The organism is Allobranchiibius huperziae (assembly GCF_013410455.1).
Lineage (GTDB): Bacteria > Actinomycetota > Actinomycetes > Actinomycetales > Dermatophilaceae > Allobranchiibius > Allobranchiibius huperziae.
Genome location: NZ_JACCFW010000001.1, coordinates 1,468,529 through 1,485,328 on the forward strand (window position 1 = coordinate 1,468,529; position 16,800 = coordinate 1,485,328).

At 71.3% G+C, this 16,800-nt stretch carries 16 protein-coding genes; 12 read left to right on the forward strand and 4 right to left on the reverse strand.

Annotated elements, in window-relative coordinates:
• Window positions 1–331 precede the first annotated feature (331 nt).
• On the reverse strand, window positions 332–1,309 hold the full coding sequence (locus tag HNR15_RS07025; protein WP_179480294.1) for a hypothetical protein: 978 nt from the start codon (window positions 1,307–1,309) through the stop codon (window positions 332–334).
• Between the two features lie 55 nt (window positions 1,310–1,364).
• Between HNR15_RS07025 and HNR15_RS07030 the strand changes: the two genes are divergently transcribed.
• The 9 genes from HNR15_RS07030 (at window position 1,365) to HNR15_RS07070 (ending at window position 9,336) form a co-directional block, all read left to right on the forward strand.
• Complete coding sequence (locus HNR15_RS07030) at window positions 1,365–1,664, forward strand: hypothetical protein (protein ID WP_179480296.1); 300 nt, start codon at window positions 1,365–1,367, stop codon at window positions 1,662–1,664.
• Window positions 1,661–1,897 (forward strand): hypothetical protein, encoded by a 237-nt coding sequence (locus tag HNR15_RS07035; protein ID WP_179480298.1) that lies wholly within the window; start codon window positions 1,661–1,663, stop codon window positions 1,895–1,897. The genes HNR15_RS07030 and HNR15_RS07035 overlap by 4 nt, the downstream gene beginning before the upstream one ends.
• A complete protein-coding gene (locus HNR15_RS07040; protein WP_179480300.1) occupies window positions 1,881–2,702 on the forward strand; it encodes a TlyA family rRNA (cytidine-2'-O)-methyltransferase in 822 nt (273 codons plus the stop codon). Before HNR15_RS07035 ends, HNR15_RS07040 begins: the two co-directional genes overlap by 17 nt.
• Window positions 2,699–3,616 (forward strand): NAD kinase, encoded by a 918-nt coding sequence (locus HNR15_RS07045; RefSeq protein WP_179480302.1) that lies wholly within the window; start codon window positions 2,699–2,701, stop codon window positions 3,614–3,616. Before HNR15_RS07040 ends, HNR15_RS07045 begins: the two co-directional genes overlap by 4 nt.
• Complete coding sequence (gene recN / locus HNR15_RS07050; RefSeq protein ID WP_179480304.1) at window positions 3,616–5,385, forward strand: DNA repair protein RecN; 1,770 nt, start codon at window positions 3,616–3,618, stop codon at window positions 5,383–5,385. The genes HNR15_RS07045 and recN overlap by 1 nt, the downstream gene beginning before the upstream one ends.
• 6 nt (window positions 5,386–5,391) lie before the next feature.
• Window positions 5,392–7,077, forward strand: a complete 1,686-nt coding sequence (gene pyrG, locus HNR15_RS07055; protein WP_343048453.1) for a CTP synthase — start codon at window positions 5,392–5,394, stop codon at window positions 7,075–7,077.
• Complete coding sequence (locus tag HNR15_RS07060; RefSeq protein ID WP_179480306.1) at window positions 7,074–7,706, forward strand: NUDIX domain-containing protein; 633 nt, start codon at window positions 7,074–7,076, stop codon at window positions 7,704–7,706. The genes pyrG and HNR15_RS07060 overlap by 4 nt, the downstream gene beginning before the upstream one ends.
• Before the next feature lie 62 nt (window positions 7,707–7,768).
• Window positions 7,769–8,872 carry a pyridoxal phosphate-dependent aminotransferase gene (locus tag HNR15_RS07065; RefSeq protein ID WP_179480308.1) on the forward strand — a complete coding sequence of 368 codons (1,104 nt, stop codon included), beginning with the start codon at window positions 7,769–7,771 and terminating at the stop codon, window positions 8,870–8,872.
• An 83-nt stretch (window positions 8,873–8,955) separates the two neighbouring features.
• A complete protein-coding gene (locus tag HNR15_RS07070) occupies window positions 8,956–9,336 on the forward strand; it encodes a DUF1304 family protein (protein ID WP_179480310.1) in 381 nt (126 codons plus the stop codon).
• 81 nt (window positions 9,337–9,417) lie between these two features.
• Here HNR15_RS07070 and argG read toward each other — a convergent pair whose 3' ends face one another.
• Together argG and HNR15_RS07080 are read right to left on the reverse strand one after the other, a co-directional pair.
• Window positions 9,418–10,830, reverse strand: a complete 1,413-nt coding sequence (argG, locus tag HNR15_RS07075) for an argininosuccinate synthase (RefSeq protein WP_179480312.1) — start codon at window positions 10,828–10,830, stop codon at window positions 9,418–9,420.
• A gap of 42 nt (window positions 10,831–10,872) precedes the next feature.
• On the reverse strand, window positions 10,873–11,790 hold the full coding sequence (locus HNR15_RS07080) for a GNAT family N-acetyltransferase (protein WP_179480314.1): 918 nt from the start codon (window positions 11,788–11,790) through the stop codon (window positions 10,873–10,875).
• Between the two features lie 58 nt (window positions 11,791–11,848).
• On the opposite strand from HNR15_RS07080, the gene HNR15_RS07085 reads away from it, so the two are divergent.
• Together HNR15_RS07085 and aspS are read left to right on the forward strand one after the other, a co-directional pair.
• A complete protein-coding gene (locus HNR15_RS07085) occupies window positions 11,849–12,214 on the forward strand; it encodes a YchJ family protein (RefSeq protein WP_179480316.1) in 366 nt (121 codons plus the stop codon).
• A 167-nt stretch (window positions 12,215–12,381) separates the two neighbouring features.
• Window positions 12,382–14,208 (forward strand): aspartate--tRNA ligase, encoded by a 1,827-nt coding sequence (aspS, locus tag HNR15_RS07090; RefSeq protein ID WP_179480318.1) that lies wholly within the window; start codon window positions 12,382–12,384, stop codon window positions 14,206–14,208.
• 199 nt (window positions 14,209–14,407) lie between these two features.
• On the opposite strand, the gene HNR15_RS07095 is transcribed toward aspS, so the two are convergent.
• Window positions 14,408–15,238 carry a thioesterase family protein gene (locus tag HNR15_RS07095; protein WP_179480320.1) on the reverse strand — a complete coding sequence of 277 codons (831 nt, stop codon included), beginning with the start codon at window positions 15,236–15,238 and terminating at the stop codon, window positions 14,408–14,410.
• A 76-nt stretch (window positions 15,239–15,314) separates the two neighbouring features.
• Between HNR15_RS07095 and HNR15_RS07100 the strand changes: the two genes are divergently transcribed.
• Entirely contained in the window at window positions 15,315–16,682 is a 1,368-nt protein-coding gene (locus HNR15_RS07100) for a replication-associated recombination protein A (RefSeq protein ID WP_425484523.1), read from the forward strand.
• Window positions 16,683–16,800: the final 118 nt, after the last annotated feature.

A 16,800-nucleotide genomic window follows, 5' to 3' on the forward strand; every position in this document is an offset into this window, starting at 1 on the left:
TACCGCGAAGGAAGCCCGACATGGCATTAGACGGTCTGCGCTCGGCGCTGGCAATGATCACCGGGGTCAGCGAGGCCACCCGCGCGCGTGCGACGGAGGCCGCCGAGGGCCTGCTGGGCCTTCCCGGGATCGGCCCGACGACCGCAAGGGCCGCGCAGGTGACCGGTCAGGTCAGCGCGTTGGCCGACGAACTGGTCGCGGCCGCTGCAGCCAATCGCGCGATGATCTCCGACACCGTCCGGGCCGAGGTCGATCTGCAGTTGCAGCGAGTCGGTCTCACCACGTCCGGCGGACTCACCTCCGCGCGCGACGAGATCGACCGTTTGAAGGCTCAGGTCGCCGATCTCCGGCGGGCGCTGGCCAACCGCGCTCCCGCGACGCCGGTGGACGACGCGACGATCCCTCGCGCCGGCCGCCCGTCGCGTGAGGCGGTCGCCCGCCGTGCCGGCACGACCACCTCCGCGACGAACCGACCATCGAAGGCGGCGACGAAGTCCGCGGCACGTTCGGCGAGCAAGAAGGCGACGCCGGCCGCCGCCACGAAGGCGACGGCATCTGCAACGGCTGCGACGAAGAAGGCGACCCCGTCCGCCGCTACCCCCTCCGTCACCGCGAAGAAGTCTGCAGCGAAGAGAGCCACGAAGGCATCCGCAGCGAAGAAGACCGCCACGGCTTCGGGGACGGCATCGGCCGCGCGTTCGGCGAGCAAGAAGGCGACGCCGTCGGTCGCCACGAGGACCACGAAGACGGCCGCTGCCACGTCGGGGACGGCGAAGAAGTCCGCAGCGAAGACGGCCTCGACGGCGAGCAGGAGGGCGACGCCGTCGGCAGCGACGACGACCAAGACCGCGGCGAAGAAGACGACGAAGGCCGCCGATTCCCGGACGGCGTCGGCGGCGACCCCGTCGGCCGCACGTTCGGCGAGTAAGAAGGCGACGCCGTCGACCGCGAAGAAGTCCTCCACTGCCAAGAGCGCGGCAACGAAGAGCTCGGCAACGAGGAGCTCGGCAACGAAGAGCACCGCGGCCAAGAAGACGTCGACGTCCAGCGCGTCCCCTGCGAAGGCGGTCGCACAGAAGTCGACCGCACAGAAGTCGACCGCACAGAAGTCGACGCCGTCGACTGCGAAGAAGTCCTCCGCAGCCAAGACGTCGGCTGCCAGGAACACGGCGGCCAGGAGCACCGCAGCCAAGAAGTCTGCGACGACGTCGGCACCCAGGAAGGCAGCCACGACGAGCGCGACCAAGAAGGCAGCGACGACCAAGGCAGCCACCACCACGCCGACCCCGTCCGCCGACGCCACGAGCACCTCGAGCTCGCCCGCGACGCCGGGCAGCGGAATCCACACGCCGACCGACCCGATCGTGGAGCAGGGCAACACCCGCCATCTCGACGCGGACACGACCGCCACCGCTCCCGCGTACGGCACCGGTGCGCAGGCCCCGATGAGTCACTCGACTGATGCCGTCGTCGAGCAGGGCAACACCCGACACCTCGACGGTGGTTCGGCCGCCGGCGATTCGGCGGGAGCTACCGGAACGGCCTCCGCCGCAGACGCGCCGCGTGTCGCCGCGCCTGCTCCCTCGACCGAGCCCGGCGACGCCGCCGAGTTCGACGTCGCCCCCGCACGCACGACCGGCACGGGATCGGGTGACGACGCGTGAGCCTCGTACCGCCGAGCCCGGCCTCGATGGGCCGGCGCCCCGATGCCGCGCCAGGCGCCGGTGTGGCGGCCGATTCGCAGGGCGTCGCGTCACCCGTGGCGGACCAGCCCGAGGCGGTTCGAGCAGCGCTCGATCTGCAGATCGCTCCGGACATCGACCTCGCCGTGGCCACCGAGACACTCGTGGCGGCTCACGATGCGCTGCAGCGCCGGTTGAGTGACCTGTCCAGCTGACGACGGGCCGACGACGCGCCTGGACCAGGCGCTCGTCGCCCGTGGCCTGGCCCGCTCGCGCGCCGTGGCCGCCGACCTGGTGCAGGACGGGCGGGTGCGGGTCGACGGCACGGTCGCCCAGAAGGCCTCGATGCGGGTGTGCGAGGACACCGCCGTCGCCGTCGAGGGAGAACCGGAGCGCTGGGTGGGGCGCGCGGCCTACAAGCTGGTGGCCGCCCTGCAGGCCTTCCCCGTCGACCCGTCGGAGGCTCGCTGCATCGACGTGGGCGCCTCGACCGGAGGATTCACCCAGGTGCTGCTCGATGCGGGCGCGCGCCAGGTGGTCGCTCTCGACGTCGGGCACGACCAGCTCGCCGCGGTCGTCGCGGACGACCCGCGCGTGATCGAGATGTCCGGGGTGAATGTGCGCGATCTCGATCCCGAACGGGTCGGTGGTCCCGCCGACGTCGTGGTGGCCGACCTCAGCTTCATCTCCCTGCGCCTGGTGCTCGGCACCCTGGCCCGGTTCACCGCACCCACGGGCGACCTCGTCACGCTCGTCAAACCGCAGTTCGAGGTCGGCCGCGAACGCCTCGGACGCACGGGGGTGGTGATCTCGGCGCAGCAGCACGCGGAGGTGCTGCGCAAGGTGGTCGAGCACGCGCAGGCCGCCGCGCTGCACGTGCATGGACTGCTGCGCAGTCCGGTCGTCGGCGGATCCGGCAACACGGAGTACCTGATGTGGGCGCGACCCGCGTCGGAAGGCAAGATGACCGACGTGGCCATCGAGGAGTTCGTGAGCGGCGTGGCAGGTGAGCAGCGATGAGCCGCCGCATCGTCCTGATCGGCCACCCGCGACGGGCCGAGGCACTCGACATCGCCATCAAGCTCGTACGTGACCTGGCCGCGGCCGACGTCGAGGTCACCGGTCCGGCCGACGAGCTCGAGGCGTTCGGGGTGCTGCACGAGCCCAACGTCTCGATCGCCGATTGCCGTGAATCGATGGACGGCGCCGAACTGGCCGTGGTGCTGGGCGGGGACGGCACGATCCTGCGAGCAGCCGAGCTGGTGCGCGACATCGGAGTGCCGCTCCTCGGGATCAACCTCGGCCACGTCGGCTTCTTGGCCGAGGCCGACCGCGACGACGTGCACGCCACGGTCAAGAAGATCGTCGAGCGGTCCTGGAGCGTCGAGGAGCGGATGACCCTCGAGGTCGAGGTCAGCATCGACGGTCGGGTCGTCTGGAAGAGCTGGGCTCTCAACGAGGCCTCGGTGGAGAAGCGCGCCCGCGAGCGGATGCTCGAGCTGGTGCTCGAGATCGACGACCGCCCGCTGTCCACCTGGGGAGCCGACGGCATCGTGATGGCCACCCCGACGGGCTCGACGGCGTACGCCTTCTCCGCCGGCGGACCCGTCGTCTGGCCGGGTGTCGACGCGCTGCTGCTCGTGCCCATCTCCGCCCACGCCCTCTTCGCGCGGCCCCTGGTGCTGGACCACAACTCCCACGTCGGCATCGAGCTGCTGGAGCGCACCGGCGCCCACGCCGTCGTCTGGTGCGACGGGCGCCGCTCGTTCGACATCCCGCCGTCGGCCCGCATCGACGTACGACGCAGCGGGCGTCCGGTGCGGCTGGCCCGGCTCTCCACAGCGCCGTTCACCGACCGACTCGTCGCGAAGTTCGACCTGTCGGTGTCCGGATGGCGTGGGATGGGTCCCGCGCCCGGACCCAGCGAGGCCTGATGCTCCAGGAGATCCACCTGCGGGGCCTCGGGGTCATCGAGGATGCGCTGCTGGAGCTGTCCGACGGCCTGAACGTGGTCACCGGCGAGACCGGCGCCGGCAAGACGATGGTCGTGCAGGGTCTCGGGCTGCTGCTCGGCGGCCGGGCGGACCCGGGCCTGGTGCGCGCCGGGAGCGGGCAGGCCGTCGTCGAGGGCGTGGTGCAGGTGGCCGACGGGGATCCGGCGCTGGCCAGGGCTCTCGAGGCGGGCGCCGACGGCGAGGACGCTGTCCGGGACGGGCTCGTCCTGGTGCGCAGCGTGTCCACGGCGGGCCGCTCCCGTGCCCACATCGGTGGCCGCACGGCCCCCATCGGAGTGCTCGCCGAGATCGGGGAGCACCTGGTCGCCGTGCACGGCCAAGCGGACCAGTGGCGTCTGCAACGCCCCGACCAGCACCGCGCGGTGCTCGATGAGTTCGGCGGGACGCCGCTCGCCCGGACGCGCGCCGAGTACGTGGCCCTCTACGAGGAATGGACCGCTGTACGGGCGGAAGTCACCACTCTGCGCGAGGAGTCCCGGGAGCGGGCCCAACGCCTGGAGCTGCTCACCGCGGGCCTGGAGGAGATCGCCGCCGTCGATCCGCAGCCGGGTGAGGACGAGGACCTCGCCGCGCAGAGCGAGCGGATGCTGCACGTCGACGCGCTGCGGGAGGCTGCCGCCCTGGCCCACGCAGCGCTGGTGGGCGACGACGACGATCCCGAGCGGGCGCCGTACGTCGTCGACCTGGTCTCGCACGCCCGCCAGTCGCTGGCAGGGGAGGGGGAGCACGACGTCGAGCTCGCAGGCCTCGCCGACCGACTGCGCGAGATCGGCATCCTCGCCGGTGAGCTGGGTGCCGACCTGGGTGGCTACCTGGCCGGCCTCGACATCGAACCGGGCCGTCTCGAAGCCGTGCAGCAGCGGCGTGCGGCGCTCGGCAGGCTGACCCGCAAGTACGGCGCGGACGTGGCCGAGGTGCTCGCCTGGGCCAAGGACGCGGCAGCGTCCGTCGACGCGCTCGCCGGCAGCGACGACCGCATCGCCCACCTGGACACGCGGCTCGAGCAGTTGGCGACCCAGCTGGTGGACGCGGCCGACGCGTTGACCACCGCGCGTCGTACGGCGGCCACGACGTTGCAGGAGCAGGTGGCGCAGGAGTTGACCCATCTGGCGATGGGCTCGGCGCGCATCGAGGTGGTGGTGACCCCGACACCGGGGGAGTACACCGGCCACGGCGTCGACCGGGTCGAGATCATGCTGGCGGCCAACAAGGGCGCCGCGCTGCGCAACCTCGCGAAGGCCGCCTCCGGGGGTGAACTGTCCCGGGTGATGCTGGCACTGGAGGTGGTCACCGGCTCCGGAGCGGTGCCGACGTTCGTCTTCGACGAGGTGGACGCCGGTGTCGGCGGAGCCGCGGCGCTCGACGTCGGCGCCCGGCTGCAGCGACTCGCCGAGCACGCGCAGGTCATCGTGGTCACCCACCTGGCCCAGGTCGCCGCGTACGCCGACCGGCACCTGGTCGTCCGTAAGGAGAGCGACGGACAGGTCACCCAGAGCGATGTCGCCGTCGTCGAGGGCGAGGACCGGCTCGCCGAGCTCGCGCGGATGCTGGGCGGAGTGAGCGACAGCCAGGTCGCCCAGGACCACGCCCGCGAGCTGCTCGACGCGGCACAGGGCCCGAGGTCGCGCGGAACGGGCGTGTCGGCCACGCCCGTAGGACGGCGACGGCCCGTGGATAACGTAGGCTGAGAGCCCGTGGTGGACATTACGAAACACATATTCGTCACCGGAGGCGTCGCCTCTTCACTCGGCAAGGGCCTGACCGCCTCCAGCCTCGGACATCTGCTTCGGGCGCGCGGACTGCGGGTCACCATGCAGAAGCTGGATCCGTATCTGAACGTCGATCCCGGCACCATGAACCCGTTCCAGCACGGTGAGGTCTTCGTCACCGAGGACGGCGCCGAGACCGACCTGGACGTCGGGCACTACGAGCGCTTCCTCGACGTGAATCTCGCGGGTGACGCCAACGTCACCACCGGCAAGGTCTACAGCCGGGTGCTCGCCCGGGAGCGGCGCGGTGAGTACCTCGGCGACACGGTGCAGGTCATCCCGCACGTCACCAACGAGATCAAGACGCAGATGCGCGCGCAGGCCGCCGACGACGTCGACCTGATCATCACCGAGATCGGCGGGACCGTCGGCGACATCGAGTCGCTGCCCTTCCTGGAGGCCGCCCGTCAGGTGCGCCAGGACGTGGGCCGCGACAACGTCTTCTTCCTGCACGTGTCCCTCGTGCCCTACCTCGCGCCGAGCGGCGAGCTCAAGACCAAGCCGACCCAGCACTCCGTCGCCGCGCTGCGGCAGGTCGGTATCCAGCCCGATGGTCTTGTGCTGCGTGCCGATCGGGAGATCCCGGAGAGCATCAAGGCGAAGATCTCGTTGATGTGCGATGTGGACACCGAGGCGTGCGCGGCCGCGATCGACGCGCCGAGCATCTACGACATCCCCAAGGTGCTGCACACGCAGGGGCTGGACGCCTACGTCGTACGCCGCCTCGGGCTGTCCTTCCGGGACGTGGACTGGCATGACTGGGACGAGCTGCTGCAGCGGGTGCACCGCCCGCAGCACGAGGTCGAGGTCGCGCTGGTCGGCAAGTACGTCGACCTGCCCGACGCCTACCTGTCGGTCACCGAGGCCCTGCGCGCCGGCGGATTCCACCACGACGCCAAGGCGCGCATCCGCTGGGTCGCCAGCGACGAGTGCAAGACCCCCGGCGGTGCCCAAAGGGCGCTCGGGGGAGTCGACGCGGTCCTGGTGCCGGGCGGTTTCGGCGTACGCGGCATCGAGGGCAAGCTCGGCGCGCTGCGCTGGGCGCGCGAGAACAAGGTGCCCACGCTCGGCATCTGCCTGGGGCTGCAGTGCATGGTCATCGAGTACGCGCGCGACGTCGCGAAGATCGAGGGGGCATCGTCCTCGGAGTTCGACCCCGAGACGCCGGCGCCGGTCATCGCCACCATGGAGGAGCAGAAGGCCTTCGTCGAGGGCGCGGGCGACCTGGGCGGCACCATGCGCCTCGGCGCGTATCCCGCTCTGCTGGAAGAGGGTTCGGTGATCGCCGATGCCTACGGCACGACTCGCGTGTCCGAGCGACACCGCCACCGCTACGAGGTCAACAACGCCTACCGCGAGCAGCTCGCGGAGGCCGGCCTGGTCTTCAGCGGCACCTCACCGGACGGCACGCTGGTGGAGTTCGTCGAGCTGCCGCGCGACGTGCACCCGTACTACGTCTCGACGCAGGCGCACCCGGAGTTCCTGTCGCGTCCGCACCGCGCGCACCCGCTCTTCGCCGGGCTGATCGGCGCCGCGATCGACGAGCAGCGCGCCAGCCGGCTGGTCGACGTGCCCAGCACCCGACCCGCCGAGACCGCCGTCGCGCCGTGACGTTCGCTGACCGGTACGACCCCCGGCCGGTCGTCTCCTCCGAGCACCCCTTCCACGGGCACGTCTGGGACGTGCGCACCGACGTCGTCGATCTCGGCGACGCGGGTGAGGTGACGCGCGACTACATCGAGCACACCGGAGCCGTCGCGGTCGTCGCGCTGCGCGGCGAGCCGGGCGCCGAGGAGGTGGCGATGATCCAGCAGTACCGCCACCCGGTGCGCACCTATGACTGGGAGATCCCCGCCGGCCTGCTCGACCAGCCCGGTGAGGACCCCCGCGACGCGGCCGCCCGCGAGCTGCGTGAGGAGGCCGACCTCGATGCTCACCGGTGGGACGTGCTGATCGACCTGTTCACCTCACCGGGGGCGTTGTCGGAGAACATCCGCGTCTTCCTCGCGCGTGACGTGTTCGATGCCACCGCAGAGGGTTTCGAGCGCGAGGGCGAGGAAGCCGGTATGACGACGACCTGGGTCCGCCTCGACGACGCGGTCGACGCCGTGCTCGACGGGCGGATGCACAACGGCCCCGGCTCGGCCGCGGTCATGGCGGCGTACATCGCCCGGCAGCGGGACTGGTCCAGGTTGCGCGCCTCCGACGCGCCGTGGCCGTTCCACCCGGCCTACCGGTAGGCACTGGCGTCACCGTGAGCCGCACCCCGTCGTCCCGTAGCGCGGTCGCACCCTTTCAGGTGATGCAGCTGGTGCGCGCCGCGGCGGCTCGGCAGCGCAGCCACGGCGACGCGATCCTGCTGTGCGTGGGGCAGCCGTCGACGCCGGCGCCGCGAGCTGTGCTCGACGCGGTGCACGGCGCGATCGACACCCAGGTGCTCGGCTACACCGAATCCGACGGTATCCCCGCCCTGCGTGTGGCAATCGCCGAGCACTACCAGGCGGCGTACGGCGTGCCGGTCACTGCGCAGGATGTGCTGGCGACCAACGGATCCTCCGGCGGTTTCAGCACGCTGCTGCTGGCCGCGTTCGAGCCGGGCGCACGGATCGCGATGACCCGTCCCGGCTACCCGGCCTACCGCAACACGGTGCAGGCCCTCGGGTGCGTGCCGGTGGATCTGGTCTGCGGTCCGGAGACCAGGTTCCAGCCGACCGTCGAGCTGCTTGAGGAGCTTCCGCAGCGACCGGACGGGGTCATCATCGCGAGCCCGGCCAACCCCACCGGCACGATCATCGACGCCCGCGAGTTGGAGCGGATCGCGCACTGGTGCGAGGCGAACGACGTGCTGCTGATCTCCGACGAGATCTACCACGGCATCTCCTACGGCCGCGAGTGCGCCAGCGCGTGGGAGTTCTCCCGGGCCGGTGCGGTGATGGGGTCGATCAGCAAGTACCACTCGATGACCGGATGGCGGCTGGGCTGGGCGTTGCTGCCGCCGGAGCTGCGTACGTCGGTCGACCGGCTCCAGGGCAACCTGGCGATCTGCGCGCCGGCCGTGTCGCAGGTCGGGGCTGTGGCGGCGTTCTCCTCGGGCGCTCAAGCCGAACTGCGTTCGCACGTCGAGCGATACGCGCGTAACCGGGATGTCCTGCTGCGTCGGCTCCCAGAGCTCGGGATCACGTCGTTCGCTCCGCCGGACGGTGCGTTCTACGCGTACTGCGACATCGGTCACCTGACGACCGACTCCCTGACCTGGTGCCACGACGTCCTGGGGAAGACCGGGGTGGCGCTCGCGCCGGGGATCGACTTCGACCCGATCGACGGGCACCACTACATGCGGTTGTCGTTCTGCGGCGACACGGCCGACCTGAATGAGGCTCTCGATCGCCTCGCGGCGGTCTGCTGACCGCCTGCCCGCCTCGCTTGTCCGCACTTTCGTGCAGACGGTCGCACGGATCTGCGGACACCCGGCACCGCTAGATTGCCGGTGTGGTCTACCTCGCGTACGTGCTGCTCGGCCTGGCCGCGCTCGTGCACGTCTACATCTTCCGGCTCGAGTCGTTCGCCTGGACGGCGCCGCGCACTCGCGCCGCGTTCGGCACCAGCCCCGAGGAGGCGGAGGTCACGCGGGCCCTGGCCTACAACCAGGGGTTCTACAACCTGTTCCTCGCGGTGGTGCTCGCGGCGTCGATCGTGCTTCGGATCACGGGCCAGACCCAGGCGTCGGTGGCGCTGGCGATCGCGGGCGCCGGGTCGATGGTCGCCGCAGCGCTGGTCCTGGCGACCAGCGATCACTCCAAGCTGCGCGCCGCCGCCATCCAGGGTGCCGCGCCGGCACTGGGCCTGATCGCCCTGGCGCTCACCGCCTGAGCTTGGCGCCGGCCTCGCCGTCGGTGTCCGCATTTTCGTGTAGACGGGGTCACGAATCTGCGGACAACCGGGAGGCTGCCGTCAGTCGGTGCCGGCGTCGAACGCCGCACGGTCGAGCAGGTCGTCGTCGCCGTCCGCCGCCGGGTTCGCGGAGATCTGCGCCGCACCGCCGGGCTCCATCTCGCCGATGAGCTGGGTCTGCGCGCCGAGCTGACCCTGCGCCGCGTACAGCTCGAGCTTGGCGCGGGTGTCGGCGATGTCCAGGTTGCGCATCGTCAGCTGACCGATCCGGTCGACCGGGCCGAACGCCGCGTCCTGGGTGCGCTCCATCGAGAGCTTGTCCGGGTGGTAGGAGAACGCGGGGCCGTCGGTCGCGAGGATCGAGTAGTCCTCGCCGCGGCGCAGCCGGAGCGTCACCTCGCCGGTGACCGCGGAGGCGACCCACCGCAGCAGACCCTCGCGGATCATCAGGGCCTGCGGGTCGAACCAGCGCCCTTCGTAGAGCAGCCGACCGAGGCGGCGGCCCTCCTGGTGGTAGGACGCCAGGGTGTCCTCGTTGTGGATCGCGGCGACCAGGCGCTCATACGCGATGAAGAGCAGCGCCATCCCCGGCGCCTCGTAGATGCCGCGCGACTTGGCCTCGATGATCCGGTTCTCGATCTGGTCGGACATACCGAGGCCGTGGCGGCCGCCGATCGAGTTGGCCTCCAGCATCAGATCGACGGAGTCCTCGAATGCGTTGCCGTTGATGGCGATCGGGCGGCCGCGCTCGAAGGAGATGGTGATGTCCTCGGTCGGGATCGACACCGACTCATCCCAGAAGGGCACGCCCATGATCGGCTGCACGATCTCCAGGCTGGTGTCCAGGTGCTCCAGCGATTTCGCCTCGTGGGTGGCGCCGAGGATGTTCGCGTCGGTGGAGTAGGCCTTCTCCGCGCTGTCCCGGTAGGGCAGGTCGCGCGAGATCAGCCACTGCGACATCTCGTGCCGACCGCCGAGCTCGCCCACGAAATCGGCGTCGAGCCACGGCTTGTAGATGCGCAGCGCGGGGTTGGCGAGCAGGCCGTAGCGGTAGAACCGCTCGATGTCGTTGCCCTTGTACGTCGATCCGTCACCCCAGATGGACACGCCGTCGTCCTGCATGGCGCGCACCAGCAGGGTGCCGGTGACGGCGCGACCGAGCGGCGTGGTGTTGAAGTAGGTGCGTCCGCCGGAGCGGATGTGGAAGGCGCCGCACGCGATCGCGGCCAGGCCCTCCTCGACCAGCGGACGGCGGCAGTCCACGAGCCGGGCGAGCTCCGCGCCGTACTGGCCGGCACGACCGGGCACCGAGGCGATGTCGGACTCGTCGTACTGACCGAGGTCGGCCGTGTAGGTGCACGGCACCGCACCGCCCTCGCGCATCCAGGCGACGGCGCACGACGTGTCGAGACCACCGGAGAAGGCAATGCCGACGCGCTCGCCGACGGGCAGGGAGTTCAGAACCTTGGACACGCGCACAGGCTAACGGCGCGATGCCACCCTCCGCCGAGCGCGTCAGATGCCGGGCGGCACCGGCGACAGCTCGATGGCCCGGTTGACCCAGGTCGAGACGATCCGCATCCCCAGATGCTCGTAGACGGGGAGTGCGCCCGTGCGGCTGTCCGTCGCCAGAGTGGAGCGGGCCGCGCCCTGCTCCCGCAACGTCGCGAAGGTGTCGGCGAGCAGCGCACGTGCCAGCCCGCGCCGGCGGTGGGTCGCGCGGACGGCGAGGCGCTCGACGTTGCCGGTGCCCTCCTCGAGGATGGCGTACGCCGCGCCGACCACCGTCCCCTCGGCGTCGGCGATGACCCGCAGGTGCGACGGCTCGAACCCCGGCCGCTGCACGGTGCGCGCCAGGAAGTCCTCCCGCGAGGCCCTCGCGCGGTCCGACCACTCAAGGAAGGCGTCCTCCATCACCTGCCAGACGTCGTCGTAGTCGTCGGGGGCCGCCTCGCGGACGTGGAATCCGGCGGGGACCGATGCGGCGTCCAGCTGCGCCGAGGCGGGCAGTTCCAGATCCCACGCGGTCCAGCGCAGCCGGTACCCGTGCCGTTCCATGAACCGGTCGGCCGCGCTGCCTTGCGGCACCTGCATGCCCACCCGCACGGCGCCGTCCGCCCGCGCCCGCTCCTGGCACCACCGCGCGAGCGCCGTGCCGATGCCCTGCCCGTGCCGGCCGGGGTCGACGGCAACGTCGCAGTTGCCGGATCCCGTGTACGCGGCGTACCCGACGAGCCGCCGCTCCTCGAACACCCCGACGGTGCCGGTGGCGGGGTCGAAGCTCGGGCGCTGCCAGTCGGCGACCAGATCGGCGGTCGTGATCTCCGGGTAGCCCAGCGCGGCGGCCTTCTCCGCGCCGATCAGCGCGGCGACCTCGGGAGCGTCCGCGAGGCTGAGCGGGCGGGTCGTGAGACCGGCGGGCAGATCGTCCACGCCGCCCAGTTATGCCGCACCGGCCGTCGGGCTGTCCATCGGTTTCTATCCTGACGACATGTCCGACCCCTGCCCGTGCGGCTCCGGCCTGCCGTACGACGACTGCTGCGGCCCCCTGCTCACCACGACCCGGCTCCCCGGGACCGCGCTCGAGCTGATGCGCTCGCGCTACACCGCGTACTACTACGGCAACGCCGAACACCTCTGGCGCACCTGGCATCCCGCGTCGCGTCCGGCGGAGGTCACGCTCGACCGCGACCTGACGTGGACGGGTCTGCGAATCCTCGCCGTGGTCGACGGAGAGCCCGGGGACGACACCGGTGTCGTGGAGTTCGTCGCGTCGTACGACGGCGGGTCGTTGCGCGAGCGCAGCCTCTTCGAACGACGCGGCGGGCGGTGGCTCTACCGGGGCGAGCAGCCTTGATCGTCAGCGGATTCCTGGCGCCGACGCCAGGAATCCGCTGACAACCGTGGCGCGAGCGGCGGATACCGAGATGCCGTACGCCGCGGGCTTCCGTACGATGGCGGGCGGCCCGCTTCGCCGCGTGCGCCCGTCCGAACGATCCTCGAACCCCCCGCAAAGGAACCCCTGTGCTTCGCACCCAGGAGGCCGGCACGCTACGTGCCGAGCACGCCGACCAGATCGTCACGCTCGCCGGGTGGGTCGCCCGGCGTCGGGATCACGGCGGGGTCGCGTTCCTAGATCTGCGCGACGCCAGCGGCGTGGCCCAGGTCGTCGTCCGCGACGAGGTGCTGGAGGAGGGCGGCGCGCACGACCTGCGCAACGAGTACTGCGTGCAGGTGACCGGCCTGGTGCGGGTGCGTCCCGACGGCAACTTCAACACCGAGCTGCCGACCGGTGAGATCGAGGTCGTCGCCTCCGACATCGAGGTGCTGAGCGCCTCGGCCACCCTGCCGTTCCAGTTGGACGAGAGGGTGACCGTCGGTGAGGAGACCCGCCTGAAGTACCGCTACCTCGACCTGCGCCGCCCGGAAGCCGGTGGCGCGATCCGGTTGCGCAGCAGACTCACTCGTGCGGCACGGGGCGTCCTCGACGACCGCGACTTCGTCGAGATCGAGACCCCGACGCTCACCCGGTCGACCCCTGAGGGCGCGCGCGACTTCCTGGTGCCCGCACGGCTGTCCCCGGGCAGCTGGTACGCGCTGCCGCAGAGCCCGCAGCTGTTCAAGCAGCTGCTGATGGTGGCGGGGATGGAGCGGTACTACCAGATCGCCCGCTGCTACCGCGACGAGGACTTCCGGGCCGACCGGCAGCCGGAGTTCACCCAGCTCGACATCGAGATGAGCTTCGTCGAGCAGGCCGACATCATCGAGCTGGGGGAGTCGATCGCGAAGGCCGTCTGGGCCGTCGCCGGCGTCGACCTGCCCACGCCGTTCCCGCAGATGACCTATGGCGACGCGATGGACCGCTTCGGCTCCGACAAGCCCGACCTGCGCTTCGGGAACGAGCTCGTCGAGTGCACGCAGCTGTTCGCCGACACCGGCTTCCGGGTCTTCCAGGCGCCGTACGTCGGTGCCGTCGTCATGCCGGGCGGCGCCTCCCAGCCCCGCCGTCAGCTCGACGCCTGGCAGGACTGGGCCAAGCAGCGGGGAGCCCGCGGACTCGCGTACGTGCTGGTCCAGGAGGACGGCACGCTCAGTGGCCCGGTCGCCAAGAACCTGAGCGAGGCCGAGACGTCCGCGCTCCCGGCGCACGTCGGCGCGAAGCCCGGCGACTGCATCTTCTTCGCCGCCGGTCCGGGCAAGAGCGAACGCGCCCTGCTCGGCGCCGCCCGCCTGGAGATCGGCCGCCGCTGCGGGCTGATCGACGAGTCGGCCTGGTCCTTCCTGTGGGTACTCGACGCGCCGCTCTTCGAGCCCGCGTCCGACGCGGTCGCGTCCGGTGACGTGGCGGTCGGCTCCGGTGCCTGGACGGCGGTGCACCACGCGTTCACCAGCCCCAAGGAGGAGTTCCTCGACACCTTCGACACCGACCCCGGCGGTGCCCTCGCGTACGCCTACGACATGGTCTGCAACGGCAACGAGATCGGCGGCGGCTCGATCCGTATCCACCGCCGGGACATCCAGGAGCGCGTCTTCAAGGTGATGGGTCTGTCCGACGAGGACGCCCAGGAGAAGTTCGGCTTCCTGCTCGACGCGTTCGCGTTCGGCGCGCCGCCGCACGGCGGGATCGCGTTCGGCTGGGACCGCATCTGCGCGCTGCTCGCCGGGACCGACTCGATCCGCGAGGTCATCGCGTTCCCGAAGTCCGGTGGCGGCTTCGACCCGCTGACCGCGGCGCCCGCGCCGATCACGCCCGAACAGCGCAAGGAGGCCGGGGTCGACGCGAAACCGGCCGCGGTTGTGCGCGACGTGCCCGCGCAGGGTGCACCCGAGGTCAACCCCAAGCAGAGCTGACCCGCACAGCGCTCGACCGAACCGACCACCGGACGACCCGGTGGTCGGTTTGCGTTTGCGGCCAGGACTGCCGCCCTGGCCGACAACGCAAACCGTCACCCTCGACGCAAACGGTCACCCTCGACGCAAACGGTCACCCTCGACGCAAACCGTCACCCTCGACGCAACCGGCGCCGCTGACGGACGCGGGTCACCCGGCTCAGGTCGCGGGGAAGCGAGCCGCGCCGAGCTGGCGGGACTGGGCGACCAGAGCGCCCGTGCTGTCCCAGACGGTGCAGTCCTCGTTGAAGAGTCCGCCGGCCACGTGGTCGGTGTGGGTGCGCACCTGTAGCCATCCGGGAGCGGGCCGGGCGCGCACATAGCCGGTGAACTCGATGGTCGGCGCCCAGCCCTGGCTCCCGAGGTCGAAGACCACGGGAGGGAACGCGTCGAGCGCGAGCAGCAACGACAGCGCGTCCGGTTCCCGGTCGTCCTGCAGGCGCAGCCAGCCGCGCAGCTCGCCGTGACCGCTCGGCGCGCCGACCGCCCACCCGACCGTGGCCGGGTCCAGGCGCAGATCGAGGCGCTTCAGCAGACCCGACTGCGACAGGCTCGGCGGTGCGTCACCCGCACTCATGCATTCGGAGAGCGGCGCGGTCGGCGACGGGATGACGCTCTTTCGGGGCGTGTCGGTGTAGCGGTCCAGGTCGCCCAGGGTGAGCAGCGCGCGGAAGCGTTCGACGTCGACCCCGTCGACAGGTTGGGTCACGACGACCTCGGCGCTGCTCATCGAGCGACCCGTACGCAGGACGGTCGGGCGGGCGTGGATCTGCCCCGGTGAACTCGGTGACAGGAAGATCCCGCTGAAGCTCAGCGTGTCCGTGTGGCCTCCCGCCCGCTGTGAGGCGTCACCCGTGGCGCGGGCCGCCAGCGCCATCAGCAGGCCGCCGTTGACCGCCTCACCGATTCCCCACTCGTCGGTGAGGGCGCCGACGTAGGCGCCGTCGTCGCCGGGTCCGGTGGTCGTGATGGCCTCGTCGAACTCGCTCATCGGGCCATCATGTCGGGCAGGGCTCGCACCCCGGACTCGGGTCCGGGATGTCGTGGCCGGCGGATACGGTGACGGCGTGGCAGACCTGTTCTCCGACCCGGGACGCCCGCGGGGCACGGACCCCTCCGATGTGGCGGGGCTGCCGCCGCTCGCGGTGCGGATGCGCCCCCGGTCGCTTGACGAGGTACGAGGGCAGACGGACGTGCTGCGTCCGGGAAGCCCCCTGCGACGGCTGGTCGAGGGTGCCAGCGGGGCAGCGGGAGCGGTGTCGGCGATCCTGTGGGGACCGCCCGGCACCGGAAAGACCACGCTGGCACACCTGGTGGCCGATGCCGCTGAGCGCACCTTCGTGCAGCTCTCGGCGATCAACGCGGGCGTGAAGGACGTGCGCGCGGTCATGGACCAGGCCGCGCGCGAGCGTGACCTCTACGGCCGCCAGACCGTGCTCTTCCTCGATGAGATCCACCGGTTCAGCAAGGCGCAACAGGATGCGTTGCTGCCCGGCGTCGAGAACCGGCTCATCGTGCTCGTGGCCGCTACGACGGAGAACCCGTCGTTCAGCGTCATCGCACCGCTGCTGTCCCGGTCGGTGCTGGTGCGCCTGACCTCGCTGTCGGACGACGACATCGCCTCGCTCCTGCGCCACGCCGTCCAGGACGAGCGCGGCTTCTCGGGGGCGTTCACCCTCGAGGACGACGCCCGCGCGCATCTGGTCCGGATGGCCGGCGGAGACGCGCGCCGGTCGCTGACCGCGCTCGAGGCGGCCGCCGGCGTCGCGCAGGACCGGGCCTCGACACGGATCGAGTTGGCCGACGTCGAGCAGGCCATGGACCAGGCGGCCGTGCGCTACGACCGCGCCGGCGATCAGCACTACGACGTGGCGAGCGCCCTCATCAAGTCCATGCGCGGCAGCGACGTCGACGCCGCGCTGCACTACCTGGCGCGGATGCTCGAGGCGGGGGAGGACCCGCGCTTCATCGCCCGGCGCATCGTGATCGCCGCGAGCGAGGACGTCGGCATGGCGGACCCCACCGCGCTGCAGACCGCGGTGGCAGCGCTGCACGCCGTCGCGCAGATCGGCATGCCGGAAGCGCGGATCATCCTGGCGCAGGCCGTGGTCCACAACGCGATCGCGCCGAAGTCGAACGCGTCGTACAACGGCATCAACGCCGCCATCGCCGACGTACGCGGCGGATTCGGGGGAGCGGTGCCCGCGCACCTGCGGGGCAGCGGGTACGCCGGCGCGGCCGATCTTGGCCACGGCGCGGGGTACCGCTACAGCCACGACGAGCCGAACGGCGTGGGACCGCAGCAGTTCCTGCCCGACGATCTGTTGGGGAAGGCCGACTACTACCACCCGACGGGGCGTGGCTGGGAAACGAGTCTGGGGGCTCGCTGGGAGGCGCTGCGCGCGGTGATCCGAGGCGAGGACTCGGCACAGTAACGGTTTGGTCACCGTCACGTCTCGGCCGGAAGCGATCGGCTCGCCGTGTGGCATGTTTCATCCCAAGGCGGCCCACCACCCCGCAGGCGGCCTCGTGTTCTGCTCGACGCATCCCTGT

Coding starts and splice junctions, on each gene's coding strand:
- HNR15_RS07085 (WP_179480316.1), top strand. CDS start 11,849: ATGTCCGACCCCTGCCCGTGCGGCTCCGGCCTGCCGTACGACGACTGC.
- HNR15_RS07045 (WP_179480302.1), top strand. CDS start 2,699: ATGAGCCGCCGCATCGTCCTGATCGGCCACCCGCGACGGGCCGAGGCA.
- HNR15_RS07065 (WP_179480308.1), top strand. CDS start 7,769: ATGCAGCTGGTGCGCGCCGCGGCGGCTCGGCAGCGCAGCCACGGCGAC.
- recN (WP_179480304.1), top strand. CDS start 3,616: ATGCTCCAGGAGATCCACCTGCGGGGCCTCGGGGTCATCGAGGATGCG.
- HNR15_RS07095 (WP_179480320.1), bottom strand. CDS start 15,238: ATGAGCGAGTTCGACGAGGCCATCACGACCACCGGACCCGGCGACGAC.